At 65.3% G+C, this 19,656-nt stretch carries 16 protein-coding genes; 6 read left to right on the plus strand and 10 right to left on the minus strand.

What is annotated here, in order from left to right; translation table 11 throughout:
* Positions 1-71: 71 nt before the first annotated feature.
* Entirely contained in the window at positions 72-1,088 is a 1,017-nt protein-coding gene (locus CLV78_RS01765) for an AraC family transcriptional regulator (RefSeq protein WP_106203049.1), read from the minus strand.
* A gap of 161 nt (positions 1,089-1,249) precedes the next feature.
* On the opposite strand from CLV78_RS01765, the gene CLV78_RS01770 reads away from it, so the two are divergent.
* The 3 genes from CLV78_RS01770 to CLV78_RS01780 all read left to right on the plus strand — a co-directional run bounded on the left by CLV78_RS01770 (position 1,250) and on the right by CLV78_RS01780 (position 4,144).
* A complete protein-coding gene (locus CLV78_RS01770; RefSeq protein WP_158263398.1) occupies positions 1,250-2,545 on the plus strand; it encodes a carbohydrate porin in 1,296 nt (431 codons plus the stop codon).
* A 101-nt stretch (positions 2,546-2,646) separates the two neighbouring features.
* Positions 2,647-3,336: a hypothetical protein gene (locus CLV78_RS01775; protein WP_106203051.1), complete on the plus strand. Its 690-nt coding sequence runs from the start codon at positions 2,647-2,649 to the stop codon at positions 3,334-3,336.
* 91 nt (positions 3,337-3,427) lie between these two features.
* Positions 3,428-4,144 carry a hypothetical protein gene (locus CLV78_RS01780; protein ID WP_106203052.1) on the plus strand — a complete coding sequence of 239 codons (717 nt, stop codon included), beginning with the start codon at positions 3,428-3,430 and terminating at the stop codon, positions 4,142-4,144.
* Positions 4,145-4,307: 163 nt separating this feature from the next.
* On the opposite strand, the gene ilvN is transcribed toward CLV78_RS01780, so the two are convergent.
* The 3 genes from ilvN to CLV78_RS01795 all read right to left on the minus strand — a co-directional run bounded on the left by ilvN (position 4,308) and on the right by CLV78_RS01795 (position 8,741).
* Positions 4,308-4,871, minus strand: a complete 564-nt coding sequence (gene ilvN / locus CLV78_RS01785; RefSeq protein ID WP_106203053.1) for an acetolactate synthase small subunit — start codon at positions 4,869-4,871, stop codon at positions 4,308-4,310.
* A 270-nt stretch (positions 4,872-5,141) separates the two neighbouring features.
* Entirely contained in the window at positions 5,142-6,830 is a 1,689-nt protein-coding gene (locus tag CLV78_RS01790; RefSeq protein WP_158263399.1) for a tetratricopeptide repeat-containing sulfotransferase family protein, read from the minus strand.
* 156 nt (positions 6,831-6,986) lie between these two features.
* A complete protein-coding gene (locus tag CLV78_RS01795; protein ID WP_106203055.1) occupies positions 6,987-8,741 on the minus strand; it encodes an acetolactate synthase 3 large subunit in 1,755 nt (584 codons plus the stop codon).
* Positions 8,742-9,167: 426 nt separating this feature from the next.
* On the opposite strand from CLV78_RS01795, the gene CLV78_RS01800 reads away from it, so the two are divergent.
* The gene (locus CLV78_RS01800) at positions 9,168-11,078 is read left to right on the plus strand and encodes a DUF3604 domain-containing protein (RefSeq protein ID WP_106203056.1); all 1,911 of its coding nucleotides are present in this window, start codon (positions 9,168-9,170) and stop codon (positions 11,076-11,078) included.
* A 146-nt stretch (positions 11,079-11,224) separates the two neighbouring features.
* On the plus strand, positions 11,225-11,821 hold the full coding sequence (locus CLV78_RS01805; RefSeq protein WP_106203057.1) for a GNAT family N-acetyltransferase: 597 nt from the start codon (positions 11,225-11,227) through the stop codon (positions 11,819-11,821).
* 3 nt (positions 11,822-11,824) lie between these two features.
* On the opposite strand, the gene CLV78_RS01810 is transcribed toward CLV78_RS01805, so the two are convergent.
* The 3 genes from CLV78_RS01810 to CLV78_RS01820 form a co-directional block, all read right to left on the minus strand.
* Complete coding sequence (locus CLV78_RS01810) at positions 11,825-12,466, minus strand: response regulator transcription factor (RefSeq protein ID WP_106203058.1); 642 nt, start codon at positions 12,464-12,466, stop codon at positions 11,825-11,827.
* Entirely contained in the window at positions 12,463-13,899 is a 1,437-nt protein-coding gene (locus tag CLV78_RS01815; protein ID WP_106203717.1) for a cache domain-containing protein, read from the minus strand. The genes CLV78_RS01810 and CLV78_RS01815 overlap by 4 nt, the downstream gene beginning before the upstream one ends.
* A gap of 440 nt (positions 13,900-14,339) precedes the next feature.
* On the minus strand, positions 14,340-15,545 hold the full coding sequence (locus CLV78_RS01820) for a bifunctional alpha/beta hydrolase/OsmC family protein (RefSeq protein ID WP_245924803.1): 1,206 nt from the start codon (positions 15,543-15,545) through the stop codon (positions 14,340-14,342).
* A 128-nt stretch (positions 15,546-15,673) separates the two neighbouring features.
* Between CLV78_RS01820 and CLV78_RS01825 the strand changes: the two genes are divergently transcribed.
* Positions 15,674-16,552 (plus strand): endonuclease/exonuclease/phosphatase family protein, encoded by an 879-nt coding sequence (locus tag CLV78_RS01825; RefSeq protein WP_106203060.1) that lies wholly within the window; start codon positions 15,674-15,676, stop codon positions 16,550-16,552.
* A 28-nt stretch (positions 16,553-16,580) separates the two neighbouring features.
* On the opposite strand, the gene dddP is transcribed toward CLV78_RS01825, so the two are convergent.
* The 3 genes from dddP to CLV78_RS01840 all read right to left on the minus strand — a co-directional run bounded on the left by dddP (position 16,581) and on the right by CLV78_RS01840 (position 19,647).
* On the minus strand, positions 16,581-17,912 hold the full coding sequence (gene dddP / locus CLV78_RS01830) for a dimethylsulfonioproprionate lyase DddP (protein ID WP_106203061.1): 1,332 nt from the start codon (positions 17,910-17,912) through the stop codon (positions 16,581-16,583).
* Positions 17,913-18,059: 147 nt separating this feature from the next.
* Positions 18,060-18,317: a cytoplasmic protein gene (locus CLV78_RS01835; RefSeq protein WP_106203062.1), complete on the minus strand. Its 258-nt coding sequence runs from the start codon at positions 18,315-18,317 to the stop codon at positions 18,060-18,062.
* Between the two features lie 85 nt (positions 18,318-18,402).
* Complete coding sequence (locus tag CLV78_RS01840; RefSeq protein WP_106203063.1) at positions 18,403-19,647, minus strand: multidrug effflux MFS transporter; 1,245 nt, start codon at positions 19,645-19,647, stop codon at positions 18,403-18,405.
* Between the last annotated feature and the right edge of the window lie 9 nt (positions 19,648-19,656).

The raw sequence follows: 19,656 nt of genomic DNA on the forward strand, positions 1-19,656 counted from the left end.
ATCCAAATCGCGCCTGTCGGCTTTGCGCCCACCGGGCCGGGTCAGGGCAGCCTGCGCCGCCCGGCATGCCATCAGGCCGTGCCTGGCCGCATCTTCCGGCGTTGTCCGCGCGGGGTCGTCCCGACCCAACGGTGCATGGCGCGGGTGAAGGCCGTCGGATGCGCGTAGCCCAATGCGTGCGAGAGGTCGGCAAGCCGGCCGGTGTCCAGCTCCAGCCAATCCAGCGCGGCATCGCGCCGAACCTCGTCGAGCAGCCGCGTGAAGTTGGTTCCCTCCCGGGCGAGATTGCGTTGAAAGGTCCGCTGGCTCATGCCGGCTGCGCGGGCGACCTGCGCAGAGGTCGGCGTGCCGACTTCCAGAAAGGCGCGAATCAGGAGCCGCACCGTCCCGGTCATCCCCGCTGCCGACCGCAGGCACTCGAGCCCCGGAGGGATCTCCGGTTTCGAGCCGTTGCCGGGGGCATTGGGAAAGGGTGCGTCCACGATGGCATTGGCTACGGAGGTCATCATGATCTTGTTGCCGGGAACGAGGTCGCTGCGCATGCCGTCTCGCAGATGATCGAGCCCGGCCGTCGGGTGCGGGAGCATGGCGATCCGGAGCCTGAAGCCGCTGCCGTTCGACACTTTGCTGATGAGCAGTTCGAGCATCGCGGCAGTGAATTGCTGAAGGTAGTGCGTCACCTCGGTATCGAGGCTCGTGCCCCAGAAGTGGCGGATCGTCACCTCCGCCGGACCGGCTTCCAACGCCAGATGTTCGTGGGAGGACAGGTAGGGCAGCGCGTTCGAAACCAGGGCCAGCGCGCTGCGCGGGGTGCGCTCCGCAGCAAGAAAGGGGCCGATCATTGCGTCGGTCAGTGCCGGCGTCTCCTTAGCAACCCTCAGCAACAAATCCGGCCCGTGTTCCCGCGCGGCGTTGACGAGCAGACCCGCCAGGTTGTGCAGCGGAATGACTTGCAGAGGATCGTTGGCGGTCACGTAGCCAAGGTCTGCCTGTTCGAGCAAGGCATCCAGAGAGCGTTGGTTCTGCTGCATCCAGATAAAGAGCGGTCCAAGCGCGGCGGCTCTGATCCCCGGAATCTGGTTGGCCATGTCAAAGGTCTCTCGCGGTGCAGTCCCCACCGGGCATAGAACCACGCGCGGTCGAAAAACCCAACCCGCGAGCGAAGAATGTGGCGCGCAAGGGTAATATAGATCGGATCCTGTGGTCTAAGCTGATGGTATGGCCTGACAATCACAGCCGGGATGGGACATTGCCAACGCGACTTTTGAACGACGGGCTGAGAGCCCTTGCCATCCTCGTGGCGGGCGTCACACCGGTTGCCGCGCAGGACAGCGTGGCGCAACCACCTTCCGCGACCAAGTCGGGATTCACACAGCCCGCGTCGCTTGAAGGCCCCGACGGTGTCACGACATCGCTTGTCGAAGATGACGCCGTGAGGGGAGGTCTGCTCTCGCCGCGCGGGACGCTGAAGGCCTTTGACCCATGGTACGCCTGGAAGCGGCGCCTGAACGACGATTTGGGCCTGCAACTGAGTTTCAGCTTCCAGACGCTCGCCCAGCGAACCGACGAGACGCTGACCGGTGTGGACAATGCCGCCGCGACCAGAGGCCAGATACAGGGCTCGTGGACACTGGTTGACCGGGGCGGTTCCAGTCCCGGCAAGCTGACGTTCCGAATCCGGAACCGGCAGGCGTGGGACGGGAACATCCCGCCCTCGCAACTCGCCTACCAGTTCGGCAGTATCATCAATTCCGGAACCGGCTTTGGGTCCAATGGAATGGAATTGAACGAACTGGCCTGGCGCCAGTCGTTCATGGACGGTCGCTTGCGGTTCATATTCGGCAACATGAGCGCCATCGCCTGGTACAACACCCACGCACTCTCCGGCTCGCTGTCGGGGTTCCAGAATACCGGCATGCAGTCGAGCCTCAGCAAACCGGGGCCCGGGCGCGGCCTGGGCTTCGGGCTCGCATACCAGTTCACGCCCAACCTCGTGGTGCTGGGCGGCGTCCACGATGCAAACTCGACGGCCACCATGAACCCGCTGGAGACGATCAAGCAGCACGAGTACTTCTACGCTGCCGAATTGCGCTACCTGCCGTCGGGCATCGAGAAACAGCAGTGGGACGCGTTCAAGGTCCAGGTCTGGCACCAGGATGCGCGTGCGGAAAAGGGGTTGGAGGCGTCCAGCGGCGTGTCGCTACAGGCGGGCTACCTCTTCAACGATATCTGGTACCCCTTTGCCTTCGGCGGCTGGTCGGACGGGAACGCATCGATCTTCAAGCAGGATCTGGTCGCCGGGCTCGGGGTGAAGATCCCGACCCGAAACCGCCCGTCGACGGACATGTTCGGCGTCGCCGCCGGGTGGGGCGACCCTTCTGCCGATGGGCTTCAGGACCAGTACACGGCGGAGGTTTTCTATCGGCTGCAACTTCTTGCGTCCTTCGCGCTTACGCCATCGGTTCAAGTGGTGCGCGATCCGGCGGCGAACCCGGACGCGGATCAGGTCGTCCTTTGGGGACTTCGCACGCGGATACAGTTCTGAGGCCAATTCGGGGGCGTTACCAGACGGCCAGGCGTTTGAAAATAATTCAGTCTTTCAGAGCTGTGGCTTTTGGAAGTGACATTGAAAAGGGAGGATACGTGATGCGTCAGATCAAACCGGTCGGAACCCTGGCGACTCTGTTCGCGGTTGGTACCGTGGCGGCAACGCTTCCCGCGGTCGCGGAGCAAAAGATGGAGTCCGTCAATCTGACCGACATCCGCGGCATGAAGTTCTGCGAGTTCCTGCTGATCTCCGACAAGGATGTGGTGATCTACAATACCTCTGCCTCGAATGGCTGCCCGGAGGACACGTGGAAGGCGCTGGATACCGCGTCGATTGCGGCCGCTCACGGTGTCGGAAAAGTCCAGTTGAACGGCCCGCATTTCTGGATCATGGACGAGCAGACAATTGGCCTTGGCGACACCGGAACGTTCGGCGGCATTGAGGCACGCTATGCCGCGACGCTGCCGCTCTCGGCGCTTGGCTCGGGCACCGGATCGACACCCTACGCGCCCTATACGAGCGCCAAGGACCAGACGATGGTTTTCAGGGCCGGACAGCCTGTCTACCAGCTGATCGGTCCTGACGGCAGCACCTACATCCTGAACGCCTATGGCGCAGAGGTGCAGGATGGCGACCCGGCCAACCTGGCTACGCAGCTTTCGCCGGCAGAGGGCTGGGCGTTCCAGGTGCAGATCCCGGCGGAGGACCTGACGATCCGGGGAAGCTCAGAGACGCCCGTGCACATGGTGGGTGACGACCTGCATCAATACTACACACGGCTGGAGTAGCCGGCTGGGGCGGGGGCAACCGGGTCGGGTGGGAGCCCGGTCTCGAGTGTCCACTTCCGGTCGGAAATCCGATGAAACAGGAGAGAAAACAATGATCTGGAAAACTCCGCGAGTGCGATGGCCGGGAGCCGCCCATTGCCTGATTGTGGCGACCGCGCTGGCCGCCTCCACGGCGTCTGCCGAGGACGAGCACACCATGGAAGAGTTCTATCTCAAGGATGCTCGCGGGATGCGGTATTGCGAGATCGGACTGATCTTCGACCACGGGGCCGACATCTACAACACCTCCGCCTCCGCCGGATGCCCCGAGGACAAGTGGCAGGCGCTGGATGTCGATGCGCTGGCTGAGGAGCATGGCGCAAGGGGGGCGTTCCTCAATGGGCCGAAGTTCTGGGCGACGGATGAACAGACCATCAACCTCGCCGAAACGAAGAGCTTTGGCGGCATCGAGGCCCGCTATGGCGCCACGCTGCCCGCTGAGGCGCTCGCGGAGAGCGAAAGCGCGCAGGCCTACGCCGGGTTCACCAGCACCAAGAAACAGACGCTGATCTTCAAGGCCGGGCGACCGGTCTACGAACTGGTCGATCCGGAGGGCAACACCTACATCCTGAATGCCTACGGCGCAGAGGTGAAGGACGGCGATCCCGCCAATCTCGCCAGTCAGCTTTCGCCGGCCGAAGGCTGGAGCTTCCGGGTCGTCACGCCGGAAGAGGATCTGATCGTGCAGCCCCCGGCCGAAGGCCTGACCCAGATGGTGGGCGACGACATGCACCAGTATTACACCCGCCACGGCAAGGTGGGGCAATGACCTTCGCGCTTACAGCGGTGCAATCCGCGGCGCGCCAACGATAGGACGAAATCGGGCCACACCGCGCGACCGCCAAGAGCCATGTCGCGGGCGTCGGTCGCGCGTCAGGCCCGATTGACCGGAGTTTGATATCCAGAATTGGTGCCGGCCTGAGCCGGGCCGGTCACTCCGGCCCGCGTGTCAGCGCCGCGACGCCCGTTCGCGCGGTTTCAATCAGGCCAAGCGGACGCATCAGGTCGGCAAAGGCCTCGATCTTCTCGGTGGCACCGGCCACGGAGAAGACGAAGCTCTCCAGCGTCGAGTCCACGACATTCGCGCGGAAGATGTCGGCCAGGCGCAGAGCTTCAAGCCGTTTCTCGCCGGTTGCGGATACCTTGAATAGCGCCAGTTCCCGCTCCACCGAGGGGCCCTCGACAGTCAGGTCCTGAACCCGGTGCACGGGCACCATCCGGCCCAGTTGCGCCTTGATCTGTTCGATCACTTGCGGCGTGCCCGTGGTCACGATGGTGATCCGGGAGCGGTGACCCGTGTGGTCGACCTCCGCCACGGTCAGGCTCTCGATGTTGTAGCCACGGCCAGAAAACAGGCCGATCACCCGCGCCAGCACACCGGCCTCGTTGTCCACCACCACAGCCAGGGTATGGGTCTCGATGATCTCGGCATTGGGGTTACGCAGATCGTAGGCCGAATGCTTCGACGAGCCCTTCTTGATCTTCAATGCGGACATTTTCTTTCCTCGACAGTGGTGCGCGCTTTATGAATGCGTCGCCTTCCTTACAACGCCACGAAGCCCCGCGAAAGGACAATTCCGCCGCACCGTGCCGCCTTTCTGGGACCATTGGTCATTCGCCACTTCACCCGCGCGGGCGCATTCGCCCGGGAGAAGGTGCAATTTGCGAAGGCTGCCTAGTCGCCGCGTGCCGGAACATGGGTAGATTGGCGCAACTCATGGGTGCGCATGCGCGATTCCATCAACGGTATCTGCGGCTTGCCGAGGCTACTCCGTGTAGCCCCAATGCGCGATCCAGCGGGCCAGATCCGGCTGAATGTCGGCCAGTTTCGCCTCGTAGCGTTTCCAGCGCGGCTCCGCACCGGGCGACAGGGGGATATCTCCAGCCGCCTCAAGCCCGAGCCCGCCAAAGAGCGCCTCAACCGAGGCATCTGGTGCGTCCTCTCGAGTCTCGACAACGGGAAGGTCGAGGAGCGCGGCCGTCCGGGTCCAGAGCGACATCAGCCGATCATAGAGCTGCGCACTGCCATGCAGGGTCAGCGCATTGTCGGTCGCGGCATTGGAGCGGAACGGATAGGCCCATGCGTCGAAGACTGCAGCCGCCGGGTGACGGAGGGCCAGGACGAAACGGGCACCGGGGAACACCCTGTGGATCAGTGCCGCATCGCCCAGGTTGAGCGGGGTCGCATCGACCCTCAGCCCGGTTGGCGGGCCACCGAACGCAGCCTCGAAGGCCTGGGAATAGGCGCGGCGGGCCTCCGCGAGCTTGTCATCGGAAAGGGCTGCAAGTTCCGCGAGGGTCTTCGGATCGTCTAGGGTGTTCCGGACCGGGCGCAGCAGGTCCTGCTCGACAACGACCGACGTGCCGGGATGGTCGCGCAGGACATTGGCCAGAAGGCTCCCGGTGGGCGGGACACCCAGCACGAAGACAGGGGCGCCCTCCGCGCCGGCCTCCACCGGCCAGGGCCGGGACTCGGTGCGCGCAATATCGTCGAGGCGGGCCGCGAGGGTTTGCAGGTATGGGTTGTCCTCGCCGGTCGACGTGTGGGCAATGGCCATCGCGGCGCGGTTCGCCTCCGTGAAGCTGTCGAAAGCGAGCTCCGTCTGTCCTGTGCGGTCCGCGGCGCTGGCGAGCATTTCGGCCCGCGAAATCCGCGCTTCCGGCGGCAGGTTGCCCGGACGGACCAGTTGGAGGGTGTCGATCGCTTCCTGATCTTCCCCGGCCATCACATGCATCTGGGCGCGGCGAATACGCAGCGGCGCGGCGGGCGCGTCCATTGCCCCTTCCGCGCGGTCGAGGGCGGCGCGCAGGGCATCGACATCGCCCGCAGCGGCATGCAGGCCACAGATCCCGTCATGCGCGGCCAGCATGTCCGGGCGGACCTCCAGCGCGGCCTCGAAGGCCGCAAGCGCGTCCTCCGGCCGACCGAGATCCGCGAGGATCTGGCCAAGCCCGGCCCGGTAGGCGGGGGCCTCGGGGCGGAGGTTGGTGGCCTTCTCGGCGATCGGCAGTGCCATCTGCGCCTTGCCTGACTGGCGAAGCGTGGTCGCGAGATTGTTGTAGGCCTCGGCATATTCCGGGGCGATACTGATCGCGGAGCGGAAACAGTCGATTGCCTTGCCGCGCATACCCTGTTGCGCAAGCACGATCCCCTTGAGGTTCGGCAGCAGCGGCACCTGCGGGTTCTCCCGCATCAGCCCATCGAGCGCCTGCTGCGCCTGTGCCCACTGGCCGCGATCCATCAGGCCGCGGATGCGTTCGAGCGGGGCGTTGAGCGGCGCGGCCATCACCTCGATCAGGGCGGCGAGCCTTGTGCGGGCCTCGGCGTGGTCTGGCACGCGGGCGAGGATCGCGCGGTAGACCGCGGCGGCTTCGGCGTGGCGCTGCGGGCGCTTGGCCAGGAATGCGGCGCGTTCGAGCGCCTCGGGCAGGGTAAAGGTCTTCTTTTCGGTCATGCGTCCTCTTTGCCCAATCCGGGAGGAAAGGGAAGGGGCGGCGCGACATTCGTTGCAAGGGGCGGCGCATGGGCGGCGGATCCGCATGCCGGTCGGCAAAGGAAAGCGGGCGCCGGTTTCCCGACGCCCGCTGGCCGAATTACCTGTCGCGCTGGCTCAGACCAGGACGGCGCCGGTGGTTCCGATGGCATCCTGCGTCGAGGCATCGCCCAGCAGCATGGAATTGTGCGGCTCGCCCGACGGGATCATCGGGAAGCAGTTCTCGTGCTTCTCCACGAGGCAATCCATGATCACCGGACCGTCATACCGGATCATCTCCATGATCGCGTCGTCCAGGTCAGCGGGATCGGAGACCTGGATACCCTTGCCGCCGAATGCCTCGGCCAGCTTCACGAAGTCCGGCAGCGCCTCAGACCAGCTATGGCTGTAGCGTTCGCCGTGCAGCAGCTCCTGCCACTGGCGAACCATGCCCAGCCGCTCGTTGTTCATGATGAACTGCTTGACCGGCAGATCGTATTGCGACGCGGTGCCCAGCTCCTGCAGGTTCATCAGGAAGGAGGCATCGCCGGCAACGTTGATGACGAGGCTTTCGGGATGCGCGACCTGCACGCCGATAGAGGCCGGCAGGCCATAGCCCATCGTGCCGAGGCCCCCGGAGGTCATCCAGCGATGCGGGTCCTCGAAGCCGAGGAACTGCGCGGCCCACATCTGGTGCTGGCCGACCTCGGTGCAGATGTAGCGGTCGTGACCCTTCGTCAGCGCCTCCAGCCGTTGTAGCGCATGTTGCGGCTTGATGATCTGGTCGGAGTTCTTGAATGTCAGGCAGTTGATGGCCTGCCATTCCTCGATCTGCGCCCACCACTTGGCCAGGCCTTCCTTGTTCACCTTGCGACCGCGCGCCTTCCAGATGCGCAGGGCATCCTCCAGGACATGGCCGACATCGCCGATGATCGGGTAATCCACGTGGATGACCTTGTTGATCGAGCTCGGGTCGATATCGATATGCGCCTTCGCGGAATGCGGGCTGAAGTCGGCGATGCGCCCGGTGATGCGGTCGTCGAAACGGGCGCCGACATTGATCATCAGGTCGCAGCCATGCATGGCCATGTTGGCCTCGTAGAGGCCGTGCATGCCCAGCATCCCCAGCCAGTGCTTGCCGGAGGCCGGGTAGGCGCCGAGCCCCATCAGCGTCGAGGTGATCGGGAAGCCCGTGGCCTCCACGAACTCGCGCAGCAACTGGCTGGCGACATTGCCCGAGTTGATCACGCCGCCGCCGGTATAGAAGATCGGCCGTTCCGCCGTCTCCATCGCCGCGACCATCTCCGTGATCATCTCGATATCGCCTTTCACCCGGGGGTTGTAGTGGCCCTGCGGTGCCTCGCGCGGTTCGACATAGGTGCCGGAGGCGAACTGGACATCCTTCGGGATGTCGACCAGCACCGGACCGGGGCGGCCCGAAGTGGCGACGTGGAAGGCCTCGTGGATCGTGCCGGCCAGGGCATCGGTGTCCTTCACCAGCCAGTTGTGCTTGGTGCAGGGCCGGGTGATGCCGACGGTATCGGCCTCCTGGAAGGCGTCCGAACCGATCATGAAGGTCGGGACCTGGCCCGACAGGACAACCATCGGGATCGAATCCATCAGCGCGTCGGTGATGCCGGTGACCGCGTTGGTCGCCCCGGGGCCCGAGGTCACCAGAACAACGCCGGGTTTGCCGGTCGAGCGCGCATAGCCTTCGGCGGCATGGGCGGCGCCCTGTTCGTGGCGCACCAGGATGTGCTTGATGCCCTGATCCTGGAAAATCTCGTCATAAATGGGTAGCACGGCGCCGCCGGGATAGCCGAACACGACGTCCACACCCTGATCCTTCAGGGCCTGAACCACCATTCTTGCTCCGGACATTTGCTGCGCCATCTTGCTTCTCCATCTACGTCTGGCGTTTGCGGCAATAAAAAACCCTCGTCGAGGATGACGAGGGCGCATGGGGTACCGTTATGGTGTCCGTTACCGGCCCATGCGCCTTTCTCCTACGAGTACAAGAATGCTGACCATTCTCAGGGCTTCCTTTGCTTACGTGCGCTGGACCTTATGACCGGGCGCCGGGAGCGTCAACGGGTTTTGCGGAGAAAATGACGCAGGCAGCGGTCAAATTGGAACAATCTTTCCGAGGATGGGTCTGCATTGCAGACCTTCTTTCGCATTCTTCGGCAAAAAACCCTGCCATTGAGGGGGATTCGACCGGGCGCCGGGGCGAAAGCAGGCCAAGCCATGATAGCATCTCCGCGACGCGCCGGAATCGGCAGCGGAATTACCCGAGTCAATTTGTTCAGGGAGAGACAGATGAACTTGCCCACACGTTCCGTTTTGGTGACGGCGGCTCTCACCACCACACTTTTTCCATTGTCCGCGACTTCCAACGAATATGCCCATGACCGGGCCAAGGTGACCGAGACGCTGGGCGGAGAGGATTACTCGCCATATGCGGGGCGCGACTTCCCGACGGTTCCCCTGTTTGGCGACACGCATCTGCACACTGCCGTTTCGGTCGACGCCGGTACGATGAACAAGCTGGGCCAGGAGGAGGCCTTCCGCTTTGCCCGCGGGGAGGAGGTCACGACGACCCATGGGCTGCGCGCGAAACTGTCACGGCCGCTCGATTTCGTGGTCGTGTCGGACCACGCGGAGATGTACGGGCTGATGCCACAGCTTCTGAGCGGCGACCCGGAGATCCTGTCGACCCCGCTTGGCAAGAAATGGTACGAGAACCTGACGGCGGGCGACCCGGCGCTCGCCTTCGACACCGCCATGGAAATCGTCGCCTCCCTGTCGGATGACGTGGTTCCGATCGACAACCCCAAGGCCACCAAGAAAGCCTGGCAGGCCTATACGGCGCTGGCAGACCGCTACAATGATCCAGGCGTCTTTTCGGCGATCATCGGGTATGAATACACGACCGAAGGCGCCAACAACCTGCACCGCAACGTGCTCTTCCGCGGCGATTCCGACGATGCCAACCGGACGATCCCGTTCTCGCAATACGACAGCAAGAACCCGGAGGATCTCTGGACCTACCTGGCCGATTTCGAGGCGCGAACTGGCAGCGAGGTGTTGGCCATCGCCCACAATGGCAACCTTTCCAACGGCCGGATGTTCTCGATGAACGCCTATGACGGCTCCGAACTGACGGTGGAGATCGCCGAGGCCCGCGCCCGGTTCGAGCCGCTTTACGAGGCCACCCAGATCAAGGGCGACGGGGAGGCCCACCCGGCCTTGAGCCCCGAGGACGCCTTTGCCGACTTCGACACCTGGGATGCGGCGAACCTCAACGGCACCGAGTTGAAGACCCCCGACATGCTGCCCGGCGAATATGCCCGCTCGGCGTTGAAGCGGGGGCTGGAGATCGAGTCGACCCTCGGCGTGAACCCGTTCAAGTTCGGCATGATCGGCTCGACCGACAGCCACACCTCCCTGTCCGGTTTCGAGGAGGACAACTTCTTCGGCAAGCATTCCGGCGTGGAGCCTGAACCCGATCGCTGGAAGCACGAGGTGATTGCCGCGCCCGATCCCGACCTCACCATCTATGGCTGGAAACAGGCCGCCGGTGGGCTGGCCGGTGTCTGGGCGCAGGAAAACACCCGCGAGGCGATCTTTGACGCGATGATGCGCAAGGAGACCTATGCCACCACGGGATCGCGGATGCTGGTGCGGTTCTTTGGCGGCTGGAGCTTTACCGAGGGCGACACGCTGACCCGGCTTCCTGCCGATGCGGGCTATCGCAAGGGCGTGCCCATGGGGGGCGATCTGTCGGCCGGGCCCGACGGCGCGGCGCCGACGTTCCTCATGGCTGCGCTGCGCGACCAGTATTCGGGCAATCTCGACCGGATACAGGTCGTCAAGGGCTGGATGGATGCCGATGGCGAGACGCAGGAGAAGGTCTACAACGCGGTCTGGGCCGGAGACCGGGCGCTGGATGCCAATGGCGAGCTGCCCGACGTGGGCAACACGGTGGATGTCGCGAATGCGACCTGGACCAACACCATTGGCGCGCCGGAGCTTCTGGGCGTCTGGCAGGACCCCGATTTCGACCCGACCCAGAAGGCGTTCTACTACGCCCGCGTGATCGAGATCCCGACGCCGCGCTGGACTGCCTACGAGGCAAGGCGATTCGGAGTGGAGATGGACGAAACCGTGCCGATGATCACCACGGAGCGCGCCTATACCTCGCCGATCTGGTACACGCCTGAAAGCTGAGCCCGGCGCGCGGGGCGGCGCTGCGTTGTCCGGCGCGTACGGAATGCTGCTTTTCGCAGTTTCCGAAGCGTCGCGCCCGACCAGCCGGTTGTCTGTGCCCCCGTTCCGCGCTACGCGGCGGGGACACACACAAAAGCAGGTTCACAATGCGCCCCTGGCCCGATCCCGTCACGCTCTCCGGCACCTATGTCGGTCTCGAATTGCTGGCACAGCGGCATTCGCCCGACCTCCGGGAGGCTGTCGCCGACGGCAATCTGCATCGCCTCTGGTACACGTCGGTGCCGGCGCCCGAAGAGGTGGAAGCCGAGATCGACCGCCGCCTGACGCTCCGGGCAACGGGGTCGATGCTGCCGTTCGCGGTGCTCGACCCGGCTACGGGGAAGGCTGTCGGCATGACGACCTACATGAACATCGACGCCGTGAACCGGCGGGTGGAGATCGGGTCGACCTGGTATCGCAAGGCCGTGCAGCGCGGTCCCCTGAACACCGAAGCCAAGCTGCTGCTGCTGACCCACGCCTTCGAGACGCTCGATTGTATTGCCGTCGAGTTCCGCACCCATGTCCTGAACCAGCAGAGCCGCCGCGCGATCGAGCGGCTTGGTGCGCGGCTGGACGGGATCCTGCGGGCGCATTCGCGCATGGCCAACGGCACAATTCGCGACACCGCCGCCTATTCGATCACGGCGCCGGAATGGCCGATGGTGAAGGCACATCTTCAGTGGCAGCTGGACAAGCCGCGCTAGCGCTCAGAGGCGAACGCCGGTTCCCTGCAACACGCCGTTTTCCATCGCATAGCGGGTGAGCCCGGCCGTCGAGGAAATCCCCAGCTTGCGCTTGATGTTCTTGCGGTGGGTCTCGACCGTGCGCACGGAAATATCGAGCGCAATGGCCACCTCCTTGTTGGACTTGCCTTGTGCAAGTTGCAGCAGGATCGTCTGCTCCCGGCTGGTCAGCGGTTCGCGGCCGCCGGTGTCGCGCGGCTTCAACGCGGTCGTGGCCCCGGTGCAAAGGTACTGCCCGCCGGCCATCACCTGGTCGATGGCTTCCTTGATCCGCTCTGTCGGCACGTCCTTGAGCACGTAGCCCCGTGCCCCGTGATCGAGCGCGGTTGAGATGTATTCCGGGCTGTCATGCATGGAGAGGATCAACACCCTGAGGTCGGGCCGCGTCTCCATCAGGATCTCGGTCGCGGAGAGGCCGTTCACCTCTGGCATGTTCAGGTCCATCAACACGACATCCGGCGACAGCTCCGAGACCCGTTCCACGGCCTCCCGGCCATTGGTCAGCGTGCCCACGACCTCGATATCGTCATAGGTCTCAAGGATCGCCTCGATCCCTTCGACGACCATCGGGTGGTCGTCCACAATCAGCACTCGGGTGGCGCTCATGCGCTCTTCCTTTCGGTTTCGGCATCGCGCGGGGTATCCGATCCGCTCTCTGGCGGCAACATGTGGCTCAAGGGCACCTGCGCCTCGATCACCGTTCCATCTCTGGCACCGAAAATGCGCAACGTTCCATTCAGCCGCTCGATGCGCTCCTGCATGTTGCGCAGGCCCAGACCCTGCGCCGGTTCGTCGTGGGGCGCGCGCCCCGTGGGAGTGATGATGCCATGGCCATTGTCGGCGACGCGGAGCGTGGCGCCGCTGGTATGGCCGAAGATCCGGACGCTGACCCGCGTGGCGCCGGAATGGCGCTCCACGTTGGTCAGGGCCTCCTGTGCGATGCGATAGAGGGCGATCTTCGCCTCCTGGTCGAGGCGGTTGCGAAAGACAGCGGTCTCGAACTCGGTCTCGATGCCCGTCCGCTCGCCGAACTCCTCCACCAGCGACTGCAACGCCGGACCAAGCCCGAGGTCGTCGAGCACGCCGGGGCGCAGGTCGCGGCTGATCCGGCGCACTTCCTGGATGGCGCCGCCGAGGGCGTCGATACCGGAGTCCAGGCTGGCCTCGGCCCGGTCGTCGCCCGTGCGCAACCGGCGCCGCGCGAGTTCGAGCGCATAGCGGACACCGACGAGGATCTGGGAGATCGAATCGTGAAGCTCGCGCGCCACGCGTCCACGCTCCTCCTCCTGAGTGTCGAAGATCCGCTGGGTCAGGGCCTTGAGCTTGGCATCGGCCAGTCGGCGTTCGCGGATGTTCAGGCCGACCCCGGAGAGGAACACAAGCAGCAGCGCGGCCATCGTGATCACAGCGATCCAGACGAAGGTCTCCTGTACCCGCGCCTCGGTCACCGCGCGGGCAGAGGCCACCGTGGCCAGCACGTCATCGATGAAGATGCCGGTGCCGAGTGCCCATTGCCAATCCTGAAGGCCCACCACGTAGGTGACCATCTGCGCCTCTTCTCCCGTCGAGGGCTTGGTCCACACATAGGAGTGGTAGCCCGTGCCGCGGCGGGCGATCGCAATCAACTCGTCGACGATCGGCGTGCCGGAGGCATCGGTCAGCCCCGCCCAGTTGGTATTGATCAGCTCGGTCTGGCGTGGCGCGACGAGGTTGGTGCCGTCGTAGTCATAGACGAAGAAATAGCCGTCCTGACCGTAGATCATCGCCGCGAGCGTCTGGATGACCTTTTCCTTTGCCGCCTCGTCATCGGGCAGGGCGCGGCCGTAGTCCTTGGAAATGGCGGTGCGGGCGAGGGCGACGTAGTTTTCCAGCTCCCGCTTCTTGGCCTCCGTCAGGCGGGTTTCCAGCTCCCTGATCTCGCTTTCGGCAAGCGAGCGGGACTGGACCGCGACCACGATTGAGATCGCCGCCACCGCGAGGACAAGCGGCAGGGTCGCCAGCAGAAAGAGCTTCTGGGCGTAGGTAAGCGGGGGCCAGATGCCGCGCCGCGCAGAATCGTCGTCGAATTGCAGGGCCTCTGCCTCCCACAGCGGAACCACACCGTACAAGCTACGCCCGCGGGCGGGATGAGGCAACCAGAGGGCCGATGCGGGGGGGGCGGCGCGGATGAAAATGGGGGGCGGGATCTTTTCGGCGATGTCGGCGGGATACCGGCGCCCGATTGCGCGATTGGCCGGAATGGCTGCAGGCGCAGCAGGCTGCGCGACCGGCCGATGGTTTCGGACTGTCGCCCGGCAAGAGAGGCGCGGACGTCGGTTGGTTGGCGCCCCGGATCCACATCGTCAGCGACGATCGGCCCCCTGCAGGTGCCCGACAAGCCACGAGAGGGGGGCTGGACGCTGGCCGGCTGCAAGGTCCGGAGGTATCCGTCGCCAACCGCCGAGCCTCGGTCAGGGGCCTGGGCACTTCGCCACGCCGGTCAGGCCAGAGCGGTTTTCACCTTCGCGCCGGCCTCCAGCGTCTTGTGCACCGGGCAACGGTCGGCGATGTCGAGCAGGCGCGCGCGCATCTCGTCATCGAGAGGCCCTTCGAGGCGGATTTCACGAGTGAAGAGGTCGATCCGGTTGGGGCCGGTCAGATCGCTGTCCTGGGCGTGGACCTTGTCGTGGGTCACGTCGACCGCGACATGTTCCAGCGGCCATCCCTTGCGCCGCGCATACATTCGCAACGTCATCGAGGTGCAGGCGGCCAGCGCCGCCGAGAGGTAGCCATAGGGTGACATGCCCCGGTCGGTGCCGCCATAGGCCAGCGGCTCGTCGGCAAGGGCGTGGTGGAGCGGCCCCGCGTTTATGTCCTGAAGGAACCCGTCCGGGTCCGCCTCGGAGCTGCGCACCACGCCTTCGGGGGCGCCCGGCGGCGGGGCAGGGGGACGCAGATCGAGGTAGCGGCCAGCCCAGGCGGCAATGACCTCCGCGGCGTATTCCGCATCTTCGGCACGGCTGATCAGGTGATCGGCATCGTCAAGCGTGACAAAGCTCTTGGGGTGTTTGGCGGCGGTGAAGATCCGCGCGGCATTGTCGATGCCGACCGTGGCGTCCAGCGGCGCATGCAAAACCAGCAGCGCCTTGCCCAGATTGGCAATGCGATCGGTCAGGTCGCAATCCAGCACATCTTCCACGAATTCTTGCCCGATCCGGAACGGTCTCCCGCCCAGCCGGACCTCCGCCACGCCCTGCTCGGCGATGTCGGGCAGGGTGTCGGCAAAGTTGTGCGTGACATGGCCGGGATCGAAAGGCGCGCCGAGCGTGACAACCGCCTGGGAGGAGGGGATCTCTCCAGCGGCCCGCAACACCGCGGCCCCGCCCAGCGAATGGCCGATCAGCAACTCCGGCGCCATGCCCTCGCCCTCCAGCCATTTCGCCGCCGCCACCAGGTCGCCGGCGTTCGACTGGAAGGTGGTGTTCTCGAACTCGCCGCCGGAATGGCCGAGCCCGGTGAAGTCGAAACGCAGCACCGCGATCCCCATTGCCGCCAGCCGCTGCGCGATGCGCCGCGCGGCGGCAATATCCTTGGAGCAGGAGAAGCAATGCGCGAAAACCGCGGTGGCAAGGTGCGGGCCCTCCGGCCTGTCGAGACGGGCGGCCAGTGTGTCACCGTCGGCGCCGGGAAAGGTGATGCGATGCATGGGGACCTCTGAGATGATGGCGGGCTTGCACAACAGGGTGGCCCCGGGGCACATCAATCCCAAGCCCTGTGACAGCCGCGTCACGGGAAGGTGACAAGTCGTAATCGGTCGGGGACCCGGAGGCGCAGGTGGCATTGGTCGTTTTCATCTACTGGGGCGTCTCGGCGCTCGGCCTTGTCGCGCTGGCGGGCGGGTTCCTCGGCCGGTTTTACCCGGCCGGTGATTCGCTGGCGGTGTTCCGCAGCCAGGTTTCGGTGCTCGGCGCGGGCTGGGCGTTGCTGGGCATGGCCTGCGGCCTTCCGTCCGGCTGGCTGCTGCTGCCCTGTGGGGCTGCCTTCGCCACGATTGCGCGGGAACACCTGCGGCGGGAAACCATGCGGGACGCGCCCGTTGTGCACTACCAGAAAAACATGTCCTTCCGGATGCAGGACACAGCGCCGCTGGCACGGGACATCCGGGAGGTCGCGCCGGACCTGCTGACATTGCAGGAGGTGACCGAGGACAACGCGGAGCTGCTGACGTCGCTCGCCGATATCCTGCCCTACCAGCTCCTGTGTCCCTACGAGGAGGTCGGCGGCGTCGCCATCGCCTCCCGCTGGCCGTTCGTCGCGGGAACCACCTGCTGCGAGACCCATGGAGTGGCGATCGCACAGGTGGCCGCGCCGGACGGGCCGCTGTGGCTGGCATCGGTGCACCTCTGCTGGCCCTGGCCGGCCCGGCCGCCGCAAGCGGAACGCCACCGCAAGCTGCTCGCCGTGCTTGACCGGGTGGACGGGCCGGCAGTGCTTGGTGGCGATTTCAACATGGTGCGCTGGTCCCATGTCCTGCGCAGTACGGCGCGTGCGATCGACGCGGAGCCGGGCGGGCGCGTGCGGCCCAGCTTCCCGTTGAAGGGCGTGACCACGCTGCCGATCGACCAGAGCCTGATCCCCCGGGGCATGGGCGGGGCGAGCGAGGCCCGGCCATTGCTCGGTTCGGACCACAAGGGCCTCGTGGTTCGGTACTGAACGGGCTGGCCGCGCACCGGGGGCGCGATCAGGAAACCAGCCCCATCAGCCGCGCATCGAACGGGTAGCGGGTGAGGGGCTCGAACCCGTCATCGGTGACCAGCACCTGGTCTTCCAGCTTGATCGAGAAATCGCCGCCGACCTCGCCGACAAGCGCCTCGACACAAAGCACCATCCCGGCCTCCAGCGCATGATCCCATGCGCCTTCGTGGTAGGTGTCAGGGTAATCCACATGAGGCCACTCGTCGCAAAGCCCGACGCCGTGAAACTTGCAGGAATACTTCTGCGCCCAGTATTCCGGCGCGAGCTGGTGGCCATTGTGGACCAGCTCCGCGATGGTCACACCGGGACGCAGAAGGGCCATGTTTTCGGTGATGTGCTCATGGGCATGTCGCATCGCCGCAACCATGTCCTGCCGCGGCCTGCCGTCGCCGATCCACCATGTGCGGGACATGTCGGTGCAGATGCCGTAGGGCCCTATCAGGTCCGTGTCGAAGGCCAGGATCTCGTTGTTCTGAAGAACGCGCGGGCCGCATTCCTGAAACCACGGGTTGGTGCGCGGGCCGGTGGCGAGCAGCCGCGTCTCGATCCATTCGCCGCCGCGCCTGATGTTCTCCGCATGCAGGATCGCCCAGATCTCGTCTTCGGTCATGCCGGGTTTCGTGCGTGCTTCCATCGCCGCGACAGAGGCCTCGCAGGAATGAATGGCGCAGCGCATGGCCGCGATCTCGTCCGGCCCCTTGACCGAGCGCGCGTGTTCGGTGACCTCTTCGCCTTCGAACACCTCGAAGCCGCGCGCCTCCAGTGCCCGCAACCCATGCACCATGATCTTGTCCACGGCGAGGCGGCGGTTGGCACCGGCATGGGCAGACATGACCTCCTCCACCTCGCTGGCAAATCGCATCGCCGCGTCCGGCCCCCTGTCCCCGATGGAGAAATAGAACATCGAGGCACCGGAGCGGATCTCCCGCACGAGCGGGGCATGGTCGGCGAGGAATGGCGCGTTCCTATACTCCCATAGAACCATGTGGCCGTCCGCGCACAGCAGGCAGGCGCGGAACGGATTGTGCGTGTTCCAGAGCTGCATGTTGGTGGTGTCGGTCGCATAGCGGATGTTGAGCGGGTCGAACATCAACAGGCCACCATAGTCGCGCGCGACGATATGCTGTGTCAGGCGGGTCCAGCGATATTTCCGCATTGCCGCAAGGTCCGGCAGGGCAAGGCCCGCGGCCTCCCACTCCCGAAGCGCCAGCAGCGTCGGGCCGATCTCCACCCGGTCGTTGTCGTTGGGCGTGCCATCGGGAAGCGTGCCCCCCCGGGCCGGGTCGATCTTGCGGCGGTCGCGGGAATACTGGTTCATGCTGGCCTCCCTGGTCCGTCCAGCGTCGGTCGGACAGGTGCCTCTGTCCGCCCCGATTGCGACGTCGCACGGGTCTGAAACCGGCACGTTGGCGGCGCGCGCGTCGGTGCGAAACCGGAGAGGTCGGGCGCCTGTTCGCGCCGGGTGTCAGGTCCGGAACCAGTGACGGTTCATCCGGGTCAGGAACTCGGCGGTCAGTGGCTGGAAAGAGCCGTCACCGAGTACGGCGTCCACCTCGCAATGTGGGCAAAGTGCGGTCTCCCCGCCATCCGTCCAGTCGGTGATCGCGTCCGAACCAAATGTTCGGAGACAGCAGAAGCAGCCGCAGATCCGGCTGCCAAGAATTCTGTCGCGATGGCGCGCGGAATGTCCGTGCGCCGTCTGTAGGTCGTTTTTTCGAATCATCTGGTTGTCCCTGCCGGATGGGGAGGGCTCTGTCCAGCCTGCCTGGGCCGGTGCGCCAGCTCCTGTGGCGGGGGGCGCACGCGGTTCAGCGGCGCAGATCGGGTGGATCGGTCCAGCGCAGCACGAGCATCGCGGCATAGGAGACGGTGGCCAGCATCAATGTGCCGATCATCAGCGGCACCGGCGTGCCATCGAAGGCCAAACCGAGCGGGATGGCGACCAGCACCGCGGCGACGGTGGAGACGGACCCCGTGACAGAGGCCGTCAGGCCGGCGAGGTGGCCCATCGGCTCCATCGCCAGCGCATTGAGGTTGCCGATGGTCAGGCCGTTCTGAAAGAAGACACCGGCGGTCCAGAGCACGTAGATGCCGAAAACCGCGATCTCGGGCAATCCGCCCACTGCGACCAGAAGCGTCGCGATCCCGGTGAAGACGATCTGACAGCCAAGTGTCGCGGTGATCAGAAAACGCATGCCAAGACGCTCCACCAGGGCCGCGTTGATCAGCCCCGACGTGCCCGAGACCAGCGCGATGGCGCCGAACCACAAATGGAAGCTCTCGCCACGGCCAAAGGTCTGGTCAAAGATCGGCTGGGTCGAGGACAGCGTGGAAAAGAGCATTCCGAAGGTCAGCGACTGCGTGAGCAGGGACAGGGCGACGACCCGGTGGGTGACGATCTCCCGGATCCCGGCCAACAGGGGGCGTGGCCGAAACGGTCGGCGGTTCTCCGGTCGCAGTGTCTCTGGTTGGCGCAGCATCATCCAGCTCGTGGCGATGACCGAAAAGAGCATGAAACAGGGGAAGATCCCCCGCCAGCCCACCGCCCAGATGATGCCGGCGCCGATGGTCGGGGCGATGGCGGGGACAATGGTGAAGATCAGCATGATGAAGGACATCAGCCGCGCCATTTTGCGTCCGGCATAAAGGTCGCGGATGATCGCCATGGCGACGACACGCGGCCCGGCGGCGCCAAGCCCCTGGAGAACCCGGGCGGCGAACATGGTCTCGATCGAGTGCGCCTGCCAGGCAAGCGTCGCACCGAGGACATAAAGCGCCGCCCCCGCCATGACGACCGGCTTGCGGCCGTAGGCGTCCGACAGCGGGCCGGTAAAAAGCGTTCCCACGCCGAGACCCAGAACGAAACTGGTGATGATCATCTGGGCGCGGTTTGGGGTCTCCGCGCTGATCTCGCCAGCGATGTCGGGCAACGCCGGAAGCATCGCGTCGATGGAAAAGGCCACGGTCGCGAAGGTCATCGCCATCAGGGCGATGAACTCCGCCTGTCCGAGCGGCGCGCGCGGCTGGCTGTGATTCGCAGTGGCCTCGCTCATCCGACGATC

Source organism: Aliiruegeria haliotis (assembly GCF_003003255.1).
GTDB classification, from domain to species: domain Bacteria; phylum Pseudomonadota; class Alphaproteobacteria; order Rhodobacterales; family Rhodobacteraceae; genus Tropicimonas; species Tropicimonas haliotis.